Source organism: Kribbella sp. NPDC059898 (genome assembly GCF_042730855.1).
GTDB lineage: Bacteria > Actinomycetota > Actinomycetes > Propionibacteriales > Kribbellaceae > Kribbella.
This window is the reverse complement of the sequence record NZ_JBHWKR010000007.1, coordinates 89174-102864: the sequence shown is the minus strand read 5'-3', so window position 1 is coordinate 102864 and position 13691 is coordinate 89174. Positions and strand designations below refer to the sequence as shown.

Below are 13691 nucleotides of genomic sequence, written 5' to 3'. Positions count from 1 at the left end.
GGGGCGCTCACACCCATGTAACATGATCTGTCGGAGTCACGACCCTGAACACGGAGAATCATGTCTAAGAAGTGCGATGTCTGCGGCAAGCAGCCGACGTTCGGCAACAGCGTTGCCCGCCTGGGTAAGGGTGCGATGATCCGGCGGGTCAAGGCGCGTACGCCGCGTCGTTTCAACCCGAACATCCAGCCGGTCCGCGCGATCATCAAGGGCACGCCCACGAAGATGAAGGTGTGCACCTCCTGCATCAAGGCCGGGAAGGTTCAGCGCGTCGTCGGCTGACCCCAGCAAAAGCTTCCGTGTAGGGCCTTTGACCAGGCGCCCGGGGATCACCCCGGGCGCCTAGTCGTGTTCTGGAGGTCCCGCGAGTAGATGACGCCTGCTGCGCGCCATCTACTCGCGGGACCTCCGGGCGACGACCGTGGTCTCGTTGCGGTTGTGGTGCAGCTGGCGGGCGTGGAGTACGTCGTACCGCTCGCCGAGGACCTGCAGGCCACGGCGGGCACCGTCGAGCGGGTTCTTGCCGCCGCCCTTGAGCGTGACGATCGCGAGACCGTCGCGGCGCAGGTGGGCGGCCGCGTCGAGCATCATCCGGGCGCTGGTGACCTGATCCATGCGCATGTCGTTCACCACGACGTCGAAGCGGACCCGGTTGTCCGCGAAGAACCGGCCGGCCGTGGTCGGCTCGTGGTGGATCCGCCGGTCGCCGCGCAGCCGCGGGTCCAGCGAGCCCGGGTCCACCGACCACACCTCTTGGCCGTGCTGCCGCAGGATCCGTGTCCACCCGCCTGGCGAGGCCCCGAGATCCACAGCCTTCCCGCCCGGCGGCAGGTCCAGCCCGAAGGTCGCGATCGCCTCCTCGAGCTTGAACTCCGACCGCGAGACCCGCTCCTCGCCGCGCGCCAGCCGCATCCGCCCGCCCGGCCAGTCCGACAGGCTGTCCGCGAGCCGGTTCAGGCCGAGCAGGATCGCCTTCCGGCCGCCGAAGCACGAGACGACGTACTCCTGTCCCGAGCGCGTGACGGCCACGCCGCGGCCGGCCAGCGCCTCCTCGATCCGGTGGTAGTACGACCCGCCGCCGGGGCCGTCCGTCCACGCCTGGACGGCCAGCGCCTTCGGGTACTCCGGCAGCTCGGCCAGCACCAGCTCCGCCAGCTCGTACTCCGGCGGCAGCTCCTCGAAGCTCGCGATCTCGACCGTCAGATGCCGGACGAACATGATCCGCCCGGCGTCACACGCCTGCGCGACCTCGTGCACCGACGGCCCGGACAGCCGTCCGAGGTCAGCCCCGACCCGCTCGATCCCGGTCTCGGGGCCGAACTCGCCCCGGATCTCCCGCACGGCCGACGGGTAGCTGTCCGCCGCGACCGAGAACAGCACGCTCCTACCGCCGCCCACGCCTTCTCCCACCTCTCGCCCAGCCTGACCCTATCCGTCGACCGCGGTAAAGACCGACAGGACGTACAGGTGTACGTAGCCGCCCGCGCCCGCGTGGCGGACAGCGCCCGAACGGCTGCGAGGGCACTACCTCCTGTCCGTCTTTACGCCGAGTAGCCTTCCGGGCGTGGAGCAACTGACGGTTGAGGTGCTGCGGGCGTGGGCCCGGACCGCGTTGGCCGAGCTGGCCCGGGCGCGGGCCGAGATCGACGAGCTGAACGTGTACCCGGTGCCGGACGGCGACACCGGGACGAACCTCTACCTGACCTGGGAAGCCGCCTGCGACGCGCTGCCGAAGGGCGAGCTGACCTTCACCGAGGCGATCCAGGCGTTCGGCCGCGGCGCCCTGCTCGGCGCCCGCGGGAACTCCGGCGTGATCACCTCGCAGCTGATCCGCGCCTGCGGCCTGCGCCTGGACGAGAACCTTCCCAGGGACCGCGAGGGCGGCGTACTGGCCGACCCGCCGATGAGCGAGGCCGCCGCCTTCGCCGACGCCCTGCGGTACGCCGCCGACGCCGCGTACGGCGCGGTCGCGGAGCCGGTCGAGGGCACCATGCTGACCGTCGCCCGGGCCGCCGCCACCGGCGCGATGACGGCCGCGAACGACGGCAAGTCCCTCGCCGACGTCTGCCTCGCCGCGGTCGCCTCCGCCCGCCAGGCGCTGACCCGGACCACCGAGCAGCTCGACGTACTGCGGCGCGCGGGCGTCGTCGACGCCGGGGGAGCCGGGCTGGTGGTGATCCTCGGCGCGATGGAGTCGGTCCTCACCGGCCGGCACGTCCGCGTCGACGTACCGGCCCGGGTCGAACCCCGGGGTGAGAGCAGCGCGAGCGTCGACGGACCGGCGTACGAGGTGATGTACCTGCTGGATGCGGCCGACGACCAGGTCGACGGCTTCCGGCTGCGGCTCGCGGCGCTCGGCGACTCGGTCGTCGTGGTCGGCGGCGACGGGCTCTGGAACGTCCACGTGCACACCGACGACGTCGGCGCAGCGATCGAGCGCGGCATCGACATCGGCCGCCCGCACCGGATCCGGGTCACGCACTTCGACGACCAGGCGCACCACCACGAGCCCGCCCCGGGCCGGGCCGTGATCGCGGTCGTCGCCGGCGACGGACTGGGCGAGCTGTTCACCGAGGCCGGCGCCCGGATCATCCGCGGCGGCCCCGGGCGCCGCTGCTCGACCGGCGAGCTGCTGCAGGCGATCGAGGAGTCGAAGGCACCGGAGATCGTGATCCTGCCGAACGACCAGGACACGCTCGCGGTCGCCGAGGCCGCCGCCACCGCCGCCCGCCAGGACGGGATCCGGGTCGCGGTGATCCCGACCCGCGCCCAGGTCCAGGGCCTGGCCGCGATCGCCGTCCACGACCCGCAGCGCAGCTTCGACGACGACGTCGTCCAGCTCTCGGCCGCCGCCGGGCAGACCCGGCACGGCGCGGTCACGGTCGCGGTCAAGGACGCCTGGACGATGGCCGGGATGTGCCGCGTCGGCGACGCGCTGGGGGTGGTCGACGGCGACTTCGCGTTGATCACCGACGACCTGGAGCAGGCGGCGTACGGCGTGGTCGACCGGCTGCTGGGTGGTGGCGGCGAACTGCTGACGATCGTCACCGGCCGGGACGCCGACCCGGGGCTGGCGGCGGCCGTCGAGCGGCATGTCCGCAGGGCACGCAAAGATGTCGATGTGATGGTGTACGACGGTGGGCAGGACAGGTACCCGTTGTTGATCGGGGTCGAATGAAGACGGACATGGACCGCAAGCTCCGGGACTTCCTCGGGGCGAAGACGGCCAAGACGTTCGCCGAGGTGCTCGGGATCGAGACCGTCGGCGAGCTGCTGCGGCACTACCCGCGGCGGTACCTGAAGAAGGGCGAGCTGACGCCGTTCGACGAGCTCGAGGTCGGCGACCAGGCGACGGTGAACGGCCGGGTCAAGAAGGTCACCGCCCGTGCGCTGGACACCAAGCTCGAGATCAAGCCCGAGGAGGCCCACAAGTTCCGGAAGCGGCGGACGATCACCAAGGTCGTGGTGACCGACGGCCGCAACGACCTGGAGGCGGCGTTCTTCAACCAGCCCTGGCTGCTGACGAAGCTGACGCCCGGCACCTCGGCCCTGTTCTGGGGCGAGGTGACGATGTTCCGCACCACCATGCAGCTGAAGAACCCGGGCACCGAGGTTCTCGACGAGGAGGACCTGACCGAGGCCGAGATCGAGCGCCGGGCGCGTCCGTTCCGGCCGCTCTACCCGGCGACCTCGAAGTTGCCGACCGCAACGATCGAGCGGTCGGTGAAGATCGTGCTGGACAGCCTGGACGAGCGGATCGGCGACCCGGTGCCGGACCTGATCCTGCGCAACGAGAAGCTGCTCGGGCTCCGGGACGCCTTGCAACTGGTGCATCTGCCGGACACCGAGAAGGATATCGACAGGGCCCAGCAACGGTTCCGGTTCGAGGAAGCGCTGGTGATGCAGACGATCCTCGCCCAGCGGCGGGCCGTCACGGACGCGCTGAACGCCGTACCGCGGCCGCGGGTCCAGGGGCGGCTGCTCGACGACTTCGACAAGCGGCTGCCGTTCGAGCTGACCGAGGGACAGGCCGAGGTGGGGGAGGAGGTCTTCGCGGACCTCGCCCGCCCGCACCCGATGCACCGGCTGCTGCAGGGTGAGGTCGGCTCCGGGAAGACCGTGGTCGCGCTGCGGGCGATGCTGTCCGTGGTGGACAACGGCGGCCAGGCCGCGCTGCTGGCGCCGACCGAGGTGCTCGCGGTCCAGCACCACAAGACGTTGACGAAGATGCTCGGCGAGCTGGCCGAGCAGGGCATGCTCGGCGGCGCGGAGCACGCCACCAGGATCGGGCTGCTGACCGGTTCGCTGAACGCGGCGGCCCGGCGTACGGCGATGCTCGACGCGGCCAGTGGCGCCGCCGGGATCGTGGTCGGGACGCACGCGCTGCTGGAGGACAAGGTCCAGTTCGCGGATCTCGGGCTGGTGGTGGTCGACGAGCAGCACCGGTTCGGGGTCGAGCAGCGGGCGGCGCTGAGCGCGAAGTCCGGCGACAACACCCCGCACGTGCTGGTGATGACCGCGACGCCGATCCCGCGGACCGTGGCGATGACGGTGTTCGGCGACCTCGCGGTGTCGACGCTCACCCAGCTGCCGGCGGGGCGGTCGCCGATCCAGTCGTCGGTCGTACCGGCCAAGGAGCGGCCGGACTGGCTGCAGCGCGCGTGGGCCCGGGTCCGCGAGGAGGTCGGCAAGGGGCACCAGGTGTACGTCGTGTGTCCGCGGATCGGGGACGACGTCAAGAACGCTTCCGATGAGGAAGGCGAACTCCTTGAGGCCGATGAGGGCGGCAAGAAGGAGGCCCGGCCGCCGATCTCGGTGATCCAGGTGGCCGAGGCGCTCGGCGAGATCCTGCACGACCTGCGGGTGGAGATCCTGCACGGGCGGCTGCCGGCCGACGAGAAGGACGCGGTGATGTCGCGGTTCGCGGCCGGGGAGGTCGACGTACTGATCGTGACCACGGTGATCGAGGTCGGGGTCGACGTACCGAACGCGTCCACGATGGTGATCATGGACGCCGACCGGTTCGGGATCTCGCAGCTGCATCAGCTGCGCGGCCGGGTCGGGCGGGGCAAGGTCCCGGGGTTGTGCCTGCTGGTCACGGACCTGTGGGCCGGGTCGAAGTCGTACGGGCGGCTGGAGGCGGTCGCGTCCACGACGGACGGGTTCGAGCTGTCCCGGATCGACCTGGAGACCCGGCGCGAGGGCGACGTCCTCGGGGTCGCGCAGTCCGGGCGGCGGTCGAGCCTGAAGCTGCTGAGCGTGCTCCGCGACGAGGACGTGATCCTCGCGGCCCGGCACGTGGCGAACTCGATCGTCTCGGTGGACGCAGAGCTGGCCGAGTACCCGGCGCTGCGAAGCGTCGTTCGGGAGGCTTTGGAGTCGGAGACCACCGAGTACCTGGAGAAGACGTGACACGCATTGTCGGGGGAGCGGCCGGAGGGCGGCGGATCGGAGTACCGCCCGGGAGTGGGACGCGGCCGACGGCGGACCGGGTGCGGGAGGCGTTGTTCTCGTCGCTGGAGTCCGAGTTCGGCAGCTTCGACGGGCTGGCGGTGCTCGACCTGTACGCCGGGTCCGGCGCGATCGGGCTGGAGGCGCTGTCGCGCGGCGCGGCGCGGGTCCTGCTGGTCGAGTCGGACCGGCGGGCCGCGGAGGTGATCGCGGCGAACCTCAAGGTGGTCGGGTTGCCCGGCGCGACGCTGCTCACCCGGCCGGTGGAGAAGATCACAGCGAGTGACGCTCCGGACGTGTTCGACCTCGTCTTCGCGGACCCGCCGTACAAGCTGGAGACCTCGGAGCTGCAGGACGTGCTGACCGGGCTGGCGGCGCACGGGTGGCTGGCGGACGACGCCGTACTGGTCGTCGAACGCGGGAAGCGGGAGCCGTGGGAGTGGCCGGAGGGGTTCGCCGCACTGCGGGACCGCAAGTACGGCGAGGCGCGCCTTTGGTACGGTCACCGCCATGGCTAAGGCTGTCTTTCCCGGCACCTTCGACCCGCCGACGGTCGGGCATCTCGACATCGTCACCCGGGCGGCCGCCGCCTTCGACGAGCTGATCGTCGCGACCGGGGTGAACCAGTCGAAGAACCGGCTGTTCGACCCGCGGGAGCGGATCGAGATGCTCACCGAGCTGGTCGAGCCGTTCCCGAACGTCCGGGTCGGCACCTTCGACGGCCTACTGGTCGACTACTGCCGGGCCGAGGGCGCGGGAGTGATCGTGAAGGGCCTGCGGTCGGCCGCCGACTACGACTACGAGCTGCAGATGGCGCAGCTGAACCGGCGGATGACCGGGGTCGACACACTGTTCTTCCCGACCGCGCCGGAGAACGGGTTCGTCTCCTCCAGCTGGGTCAAGGAGATCGCCAGGCTGGGCGGCGACGTCAGCTCGTTCGTGACGCCTGCTGTTCACGCACGGTTACTGAACAAGCTCTAGTGTGCCCCGGATTGGGCGGTACGCCGGGGAGTTGGTAGTCTTGACAACCGGTCTCGACGAGACCGAGATCTTGCCTGCCCACGCCTGAGAGGTTTGTCCTGAGCGTCCTGGACCCGCGGTCCCCACTCGTGATCGATACGCACGAGCTGACACGCCGCGCCGGGTCCCAGCGCGAAGTCACCTTCACGGCCCCGGCGCCGGCAGATCTCGGAATCGACGTGATCGGCGTCCCCGAAGGCGATCCGATCCAGTTCGATCTACGGCTGGAATCGGTGGTCGAAGGGGTGCTCGTCACCGGAACGGCCCGTGGCCGCCTGGTCGGAGAGTGCGCGCGGTGCCTGGTCGATATCGAGGACGAGTTCCTCGCTGACGTCCAGGAGCTGTACGTCTACCCGGAGAGCGAAGCCGAGCCGGACGAGGCCAGCCGGATGGAGGGCGATCTGATCGACCTCGAGCCGGTGCTGAGGGACCAGGTGGTGCTCGCGCTGCCGTTCCAGCCGTTGTGTACGGACGACTGTCCGGGACTGTGCCCCGACTGCGGGATGCGCCTGGCGGACGAACCCGGCCACACACACGAGGAACGGACCGATCCCCGCTGGGCCGCCCTGGGCGGACTCCTCCAGCAGGACGAACAGAACCACAACTAGAGATGCCAGCCGTCTGGGGGCCGACCGTCCCCAGTGAATCAAGGAGTTCATGACCGTGGCCGTTCCGAAGCGGAAGATGTCGCGCAGCAACACCCGTAGCCGCCGGGCGCAGTGGAAGACGACTGCCCCCTCGCTGGTGACCTGCGTGAACCCCGCCTGCCGCGCGAAGCACCTGCAGCACACCGTCTGCCCGAACTGCGGCCAGTACGGCGCGAAGGGCGAGCGCCGCCAGGTCGTCGAGAGCTAAACGGCACCAGTCACAGTGAATTCTTCGGTCAACGAAACGGGGCTCTACGCCGAGCTGAATCAGCGGCTCGGCGTATCGCTGGCTGACAATTTGCTGGAGCACGCCTTCACCCACCGTTCGTTCGCGTACGAGAACGGTGGGTTGCCGACGAACGAGCGGCTGGAGTTCCTCGGGGACTCCGTGCTCGGCGTCATCGTCACGGAGTCGTTGTTCCGGAACCACCCGGACCTGAGCGAAGGCCGACTGGCCAAGCTCCGGGCCGCGGTGGTCAACATGCGTGCGCTCGCGGGTGTGGCCCGCGAGCTCAAGCTGGGCAAGTACCTGCGGCTCGGCCGCGGGGAAGAGGCCACCGGTGGTCGGGACAAGTCCTCGATCCTCGCCGACTGTGTCGAGGCGCTGATCGGCGCCGTCTACCTGGACCGCGGCTTCGAGGTCGCGGGCGGGGTGGTGCACCGGCTGTTCGACGACCTGATGGAGTCGTCGGCGCGGCTCGGTGCCGGCCTGGACTGGAAGACGTCGCTGCAGGAGCTGGTCGCCCAGCTCAGCGTCGGCGTCCCGGAGTACGTGATCGCGGAGTCCGGGCCGGACCACGCGAAGACGTTCGAGGCCCGGGTCCGGATCGGCGCCGAGACGTACGGCCACGGCATCGGCCGGAGCAAGAAGGAAGCCGAGCAGCAGGCTGCCGAGACCGCCTGGAAGGCCCTGCGCGCCGCGCATCCGGACAGCGTGGACCCCTCGCAGCAGCCGTAGTGTCCTCCGGTGCCTGAGCTTCCCGAGGTAGAAGTCGTCCGGCGGGGGCTGGTGGAGTTCCTCACCGGCCGGACCGTCGAGTCCGTCGAGGTGCTGCACCCGCGCCCGGTACGGCGTCATGCCGCCGGGCCGGAGGACTTCGTGTCCCGGCTCAAGGGCCAGGTGTTCGCCGAGCCGGCCCGGCGCGGGAAGTACCTGTGGCTGCCGCTGACCTCCGGCGACGCGGTCCTGACGCACCTCGGGATGAGCGGTCAGTTCCGGGTCCAGCCGGCCGGCGCGCCGGACGAGCCGCATCTCCGGGTCCGGTTCCGGTTCTCGGATGGCGGCCAAGAGGTCCGGTTTGTGGACCAGCGGATGTTCGGTGGTCTGTCGTACTCCGAGGGCGGCGCGGAGCTGCCCGCCGAGATCGCGCACATCGCCCGGGACCCGTTCGATCCGCTGTTCGATCCGGACGAGGTGGTCGCGAAGGTCCGGCGCCGCAAGACCGGCCTCAAACGGGCGTTGCTGGACCAGACCGCGGTCAGCGGGATCGGCAACATCTACGCCGACGAGACGTTGTGGCGGGCCAAGCTGCACTACGCCCGGGCGACGGAAACGCTGAAACCCTTACAAATAAGGGGTGTTCTCGGCCACGCGCACGAGGTGATGACGGAAGCGCTGACCGTTGGTGGCACCAGCTTCGACGCGCTGTACGTCAACGTGAACGGGGAATCCGGGTACTTCGAGCGCGGCCTGAACGTCTACGGGCAGGAGGGATCGCCGTGCCCGCGGGACGGGCGGCCGATCCGTCGCGAGCCGTTCATGAACCGTTCGTCGTACCGGTGCCCGAAATGTCAGCCCGTTCCACGGCAGGTCCGCTGGTGAACGAGGTATCGTTAACAAATGTGGCCCAGGTTGACCCGTCGCCCCCGCCGGTGTCACCCTGAAAGACGGCACACCTTTTTCGGCGCTCCCGCATGACCTGGACTGAGGAGCGCGACCGGCCAGAACCCTTCCGGAGGACAGCACAATGGCCAAGGCTCTTCTAGGGCATCTTGGAGGCACTGACCCGCGCATGCTCGAGCAGGTTCGTCTGCTCAACCGGCGTGTCGCAGATCTGGAGGCGCACGTGATGCGGCTCCAGGCAGAGAACGATCACTTGGTGGCCCAGATCCACGAGGGTCGGCTGCTCACCGTCGACGAGGCTCTGCGGGCCCCCGCTTCGGTCTGACGCTTCAAGAGAAGTACTTCTCGACCGTCCGCACTACGCTACGAACGGCGGTGGCCCCCGTCCGGGCCCCCGCCGGTTGTCTTTCGCCGGCCATCTCTGAACGGCTCGGCCTCCGCCGGATTACGCGAATCTCTTTGTAGACTGCGAAGCGGAACACCTTCCCCCGGGTAGCGGCAGCGTGACGAACAGCTACGGCGGTTCCTTAGGTACCGTCTGTCCTTTCACGGGTTGGAGACCTTCGCCTTGTACCTGAAGAGCATGACGCTCCGGGGTTTCAAGTCGTTCGCGTCCGCGACGACGATGAACTTCGAACCAGGCATCACCTGCATCGTCGGGCCGAACGGCTCCGGCAAGTCCAACGTCGTCGACGCACTGGCCTGGGTGATGGGTGAGCAGGGCGCGAAGTCGCTGCGCGGCGGCAAGATGGAGGACGTCATCTTCGCCGGCACCTCCGGGCGCTCGCCGCTCGGCCGGGCCGAGGTCGTCCTCACCATCGACAACACCGACGGCGCGCTGCCGATCGAGTACGCCGAGGTGACGATCAGCCGGACGATGTTCCGCAACGGCGGCTCCGACTACCAGATCAACGGCCAGAGCTGCCGGCTGCTCGACGTCCAGGAACTGCTCAGCGACTCCGGTATCGGCCGCGAGATGCACGTCATCGTCGGCCAGGGCCAGCTGGACTCGATCCTGCGCGCCACGCCGGAGGGCCGCCGCGGGTTCGTCGAGGAGGCCGCGGGTGTCCTGAAGCACCGCAAGCGCAAGGAAAAGGCGATCCGGAAGCTGGAGGCCACCGAGGGCAACCTGAACCGGCTCGGCGACCTGATCACCGAGATCCGCCGCCAGCTCAAGCCGCTCGGGCGCCAGGCGGAGGTGGCGCGCCGGGCGGTGACGATCCAGGCGGAGGTCCGGGACGGCCGGGCCCGGCTGCTGGCCGACGACATCGTCCAGGCCCAGTCCGCGCTGGAGGCCGAGCTGCGCGACGAGGCCCGGCTGACCGAACGCCGTACCGAGGTCGAGGCGAAGCTCCGCGAGGCCCGGGAGCTGGAGGCCGAGCTCGAGGACGCACTCCGCGAGGACGCGCCGGCGCTGCAGGCCGCGCAGGACACCTGGTACCAGCTGTCCGGCTTCGGCGAGAAGATCAAGGGGACGGCGCGGATCGCCGCGGACCGGATCCGTTCGCTGAACGACGAGGCCGAGGAACCACGGCCGGGGCGCGACCCCGAGGAGCTGGAGCTGGAGGCGGCTCGGGTCCGTGAGACCGAGGCGCAGATCGAGGCCGAGGTCGAGGCGCACTCCGAGCTGCTCGCCGAGTCCGTGGAGCGCCGCCAGCAGCTGGAGTCCCAGGAGGCCGAGGAGGAGCGCCGGATCTCGGCGCTGATCCGGGCCGCCGCCGACCGCCGCGAGGGCCTGGCCCGGCTGACCGGCCAGGTGAACGCGCTGCAGAGCCGCGCGGCCGCCGCCGAGTCGGAGATCGGCCGGCTGGCGAGCAACCGCCGCGAGGCCGAGGAGCGGGCCGCCAAGGCGCAGCACGACTTCACCGCGCTGGAGACCCAGGTCGCCGGGCTGGATGCCGGCGAGAAGGGGCTCGACGAGGAGTACGAGGGCGCTCAGGCGGTCCTCGACGAGCTGGACGAGCGGCTGACGAAGCTGCGGGCCGAGGAGCGCGACGCCGAGCGCGAGCGCACCGGTCTGGCGGCGCGGAAGGAAGCCCTCGAGCTCGGTCTGAACCGCAAGGACGGAGCCGGCGCGCTGCTGGCCGCGTCCGAGCAGATCAACGGCCTGATGGGGTCGGTTGCCGCGCTGCTGAGCGTCCGGCCCGGGTACGAGACCGCGATCGCCGCGGCGCTCGGCGAGGCCGCGGACGCGGTCGCCGTCACGCACACCGACGCCGCGCTGCACGCGGTCGGCCACCTCAAGGAGCACGACCTCGGCCGGGCCGGGATGCTGCTCGGCGACGCTCCGGCCGACGACTACTCGCTGTGGCCGGTGCTGCCGTACGGCGCGTCGTACGCCGTGGATGTCGTCGAATGCCCCGAGACGCTGCGGCCCGCGCTGCGGCGGCTGCTGCGCAAGGTCGCGGTCGTGGACGACGTCGACGCGGCGCGGTCCCTGCTCCGGAACCTGCCCGACGTCACCTGTACGACGCGCGTGGGCGACGTACTCGGGGCGCATTTCGTGTACGGCGGGTCGGACGCGGCGCCGAGCCTGATCGAGGTGCAGTCCGCGGTCGACGAGGCGGCGGAGAAGCTGACCGAGGCGACGGCGCGCAGCGAGCGGCTGCGGTTCGAGCTGCAGGCGATGGAGCAGGAGCGCGCCCGGCAGAAGGAGTCCGTCGAGATCACGCTGGCCCGGCTGCACGAGTCGGACGCGTCGATGGCCGCGGTCGCCGAGCAGCTGGGGCACTTCGGATCGCTGGCCAAGGCCTCCCGCGGTGAAGCCGAGCGGATGGCCGAGGCGATCGCGGCGGCCGAGGAGGAGCGCGACAAGAACCTTTCCGGCCTGGCCGAGCTGGAAGAGCGGCTGATGGACGCCGAGGCGTTCGACGAGGAGGGCGACGAGCCCGACACGTCGGAGCGCGACCGGCTGGCCGACGCCGCCAAGGCGGGGCGTGCCGCCGAGATGGAGGCGCGGCTGGCGCTGCGGACCACCGAGGAGCGGGCGCGGGCGCTGTCCGGTCGCGCGGACTCGCTGGAGCGGGCGGCGCGGCAGGAGCGCGAGGCGCGGGCCCGGTCGATCGCGCGGGCGGCCCGGCGGGCGCGGCAGGCCGAGGCAGCGAACGCCGTACACCTGGCTGCTGGGCACGTGCTGGCACGGCTGGAGTCGTCGCTGCAGCTGGCCGCGGCCGAGCGGGCGGAGATCCAGGCGCAGCGGGCCGATCGCGAGCAGGCGCTGGCGCAGGCCCGGTCGCAGACCCGGAACCTCAGCTCCGAGCTGGAGCAGCTGACGAACACCGTGCACCGGGACGCGCTCGCGCGGGCCGAGCAGAAGATGCGGCTCGAAGCGCTGTACGAGAAGGCGCTCGGCGAGCTGGGGGTCGAGGTCGACGCGCTGGTCACGGAGTACGGGCCGGATCAGCTGGTGCCGCCGGTGCCTTCGCCGGATCAGGAGGAGCAGCCCGAGGGCGAGCCGTTCAACCGGACCAAGGTCGAGAAGCGGCTGAAGCAGGCCGAGCGGGCGCTGAACCAGCTGGGCAAGATCAACCCGCTCGCGCTCGAGGAGTTCGAGGCGATGGAGGAGCGGCACCGCTTCCTCTCCGAGCAGCTCGACGACCTGAAGAAGTCCCGCCGCGACCTGATGGACATCGTCAAGGAGGTCGACGACCGGGTCGAGCAGGTGTTCACCGAGGCATATCGGGACGTGGAGATCGCGTTCGAGCACGTCTTCAGCCGGCTGTTCCCGGGCGGTGAGGGCCGGCTGGTGCTGACCGACCCGTCGGACATGCTGGCCACCGGCATCGACGTCGAGGCCCGCCCGCCGGGCAAGAAGGTCAAGCGCCTCTCGCTGCTCTCCGGCGGCGAGCGCTCACTGGTCGCGGTCGCGTTCCTGGTCGCCCTGTTCAAGGCGCGCCCGTCGCCGTTCTACATCCTCGACGAGGTCGAGGCCGCACTCGACGACACCAACCTGGGCCGCCTCCTGGAGATCTACGAAGAACTCCGCGAGAACAGCCAGCTCCTGGTCATCACCCACCAGAAGCGCACCATGGAGGTCGCCGACGCCCTGTACGGCGTGACAATGCGCGGCGACGGCGTCTCCGCCGTCATCTCCCAACGCATCCGCGAACCCGAACCTGTCTAGCTGAACCGATCGGGCGTTCCGTACGTGTGCGGGGTGATGTCGCTCGACCGAGGAGGCTGTCATGAAGCGTGTGGCCAGTGTGACGGGTGTGGTGGTGCTCGGCCTCGCCGGCCTGACCGCCTGCGGCGGGAACGGCTACGGCTCCGGGTCGAGTTCGAGTGTCAGTTCCGCGCCGCCGTCGACCCCGGCCGGGGGTACGGCGAAGCTCGCGACGGCGACCGTCGGCTCGCTCGGCAAGGTTGTTGTCGACGGCAACGGGCGGACGGTGTACGTGTACGACAAGGACACCAAGGGCAAGTCCAACTGCGAAGGCGGCTGCCTGGCCCTGTGGCCGGCGGTGGCGGCCGGGTCCGGCGCTCCGCAGCTGACCGGCATCGACGCCTCGCTGGTCAGCACGATCACCAGGTCGGACGGCAGCAAGCAGCTGGCCATCAACGGTATGCCGCTGTACCTCTACACGCAGGACACCCAGGCCGGCCAGGCCAACGGTCAGGCGTTCGGCGGACTGTGGTGGGCGGTCGCCGCGAGCGGGCAGAAAGTCACCACCCGGTCGGGTGGCTCGGGTAATGGCAACGGCTACTGATCCGACCAGCGCCGGTCTGGTGTG

The 13691-nt window shown here is 70.4% G+C and carries 13 protein-coding genes; 12 read left to right on the top strand and 1 reads right to left on the bottom strand.

Translation table 11 applies throughout. The annotated features are described in order from the left end of the window. Window positions 1-60 precede the first annotated feature (60 nt). Window positions 61-282, top strand: a complete 222-nt coding sequence (rpmB, locus tag ACFV9C_RS22720; RefSeq protein ID WP_130387610.1) for a 50S ribosomal protein L28 — start codon at window positions 61-63, stop codon at window positions 280-282. A 111-nt stretch (window positions 283-393) separates the two neighbouring features. On the opposite strand, the gene ACFV9C_RS22715 is transcribed toward rpmB, so the two are convergent. After that, window positions 394-1398, bottom strand: coding sequence for an SAM-dependent methyltransferase (locus tag ACFV9C_RS22715; protein ID WP_380196416.1), 1005 nt, complete (start codon window positions 1396-1398; stop codon window positions 394-396). Between the two features lie 166 nt (window positions 1399-1564). On the opposite strand from ACFV9C_RS22715, the gene ACFV9C_RS22710 reads away from it, so the two are divergent. The 11 genes from ACFV9C_RS22710 to ACFV9C_RS22660 all read left to right on the top strand — a co-directional run bounded on the left by ACFV9C_RS22710 (window position 1565) and on the right by ACFV9C_RS22660 (window position 13667). Further along, the gene (locus tag ACFV9C_RS22710; RefSeq protein ID WP_380196414.1) at window positions 1565-3178 is read left to right on the top strand and encodes a DAK2 domain-containing protein; all 1614 of its coding nucleotides are present in this window, start codon (window positions 1565-1567) and stop codon (window positions 3176-3178) included. After that, window positions 3175-5412, top strand: a complete 2238-nt coding sequence (gene recG, locus ACFV9C_RS22705; protein ID WP_380196411.1) for an ATP-dependent DNA helicase RecG — start codon at window positions 3175-3177, stop codon at window positions 5410-5412. The genes ACFV9C_RS22710 and recG overlap by 4 nt, the downstream gene beginning before the upstream one ends. Further along, window positions 5409-5969, top strand: coding sequence for a 16S rRNA (guanine(966)-N(2))-methyltransferase RsmD (gene rsmD, locus ACFV9C_RS22700; protein ID WP_380196410.1), 561 nt, complete (start codon window positions 5409-5411; stop codon window positions 5967-5969). Before recG ends, rsmD begins: the two co-directional genes overlap by 4 nt. Next, window positions 5962-6432, top strand: coding sequence for a pantetheine-phosphate adenylyltransferase (gene coaD, locus ACFV9C_RS22695; RefSeq protein ID WP_380196408.1), 471 nt, complete (start codon window positions 5962-5964; stop codon window positions 6430-6432). Before rsmD ends, coaD begins: the two co-directional genes overlap by 8 nt. A gap of 128 nt (window positions 6433-6560) precedes the next feature. After that, window positions 6561-7079, top strand: coding sequence for a YceD family protein (locus ACFV9C_RS22690; protein WP_380196406.1), 519 nt, complete (start codon window positions 6561-6563; stop codon window positions 7077-7079). A gap of 55 nt (window positions 7080-7134) precedes the next feature. Further along, window positions 7135-7326, top strand: a complete 192-nt coding sequence (rpmF, locus tag ACFV9C_RS22685) for a 50S ribosomal protein L32 (RefSeq protein ID WP_130387616.1) — start codon at window positions 7135-7137, stop codon at window positions 7324-7326. A gap of 15 nt (window positions 7327-7341) precedes the next feature. Continuing rightward, a complete protein-coding gene (gene rnc, locus ACFV9C_RS22680; RefSeq protein WP_380196404.1) occupies window positions 7342-8076 on the top strand; it encodes a ribonuclease III in 735 nt (244 codons plus the stop codon). A 9-nt stretch (window positions 8077-8085) separates the two neighbouring features. Next, window positions 8086-8940 (top strand): bifunctional DNA-formamidopyrimidine glycosylase/DNA-(apurinic or apyrimidinic site) lyase, encoded by an 855-nt coding sequence (mutM, locus tag ACFV9C_RS22675; RefSeq protein WP_380196402.1) that lies wholly within the window; start codon window positions 8086-8088, stop codon window positions 8938-8940. Window positions 8941-9130: 190 nt separating this feature from the next. Next, the gene (locus tag ACFV9C_RS22670; RefSeq protein WP_233715190.1) at window positions 9131-9286 is read left to right on the top strand and encodes a hypothetical protein; all 156 of its coding nucleotides are present in this window, start codon (window positions 9131-9133) and stop codon (window positions 9284-9286) included. Between the two features lie 243 nt (window positions 9287-9529). Beyond that, on the top strand, window positions 9530-13084 hold the full coding sequence (gene smc / locus ACFV9C_RS22665) for a chromosome segregation protein SMC (protein ID WP_380196956.1): 3555 nt from the start codon (window positions 9530-9532) through the stop codon (window positions 13082-13084). A gap of 61 nt (window positions 13085-13145) precedes the next feature. Beyond that, on the top strand, window positions 13146-13667 hold the full coding sequence (locus tag ACFV9C_RS22660) for a hypothetical protein (protein WP_380196400.1): 522 nt from the start codon (window positions 13146-13148) through the stop codon (window positions 13665-13667). Window positions 13668-13691: the final 24 nt, after the last annotated feature.

Excerpts from the sequence above, each read along its gene's own strand:
- ACFV9C_RS22660 (WP_380196400.1), top strand. The coding sequence starts at position 13,146 with ATGAAGCGTGTGGCCAGTGTGACGGGTGTGGTGGTGCTCGGCCTCGCC.
- recG (WP_380196411.1), top strand. The coding sequence starts at position 3,175 with ATGAAGACGGACATGGACCGCAAGCTCCGGGACTTCCTCGGGGCGAAG.
- coaD (WP_380196408.1), top strand. The coding sequence starts at position 5,962 with ATGGCTAAGGCTGTCTTTCCCGGCACCTTCGACCCGCCGACGGTCGGG.
- ACFV9C_RS22670 (WP_233715190.1), top strand. The coding sequence starts at position 9,131 with ATGCTCGAGCAGGTTCGTCTGCTCAACCGGCGTGTCGCAGATCTGGAG.
- rpmB (WP_130387610.1), top strand. The coding sequence starts at position 61 with ATGTCTAAGAAGTGCGATGTCTGCGGCAAGCAGCCGACGTTCGGCAAC.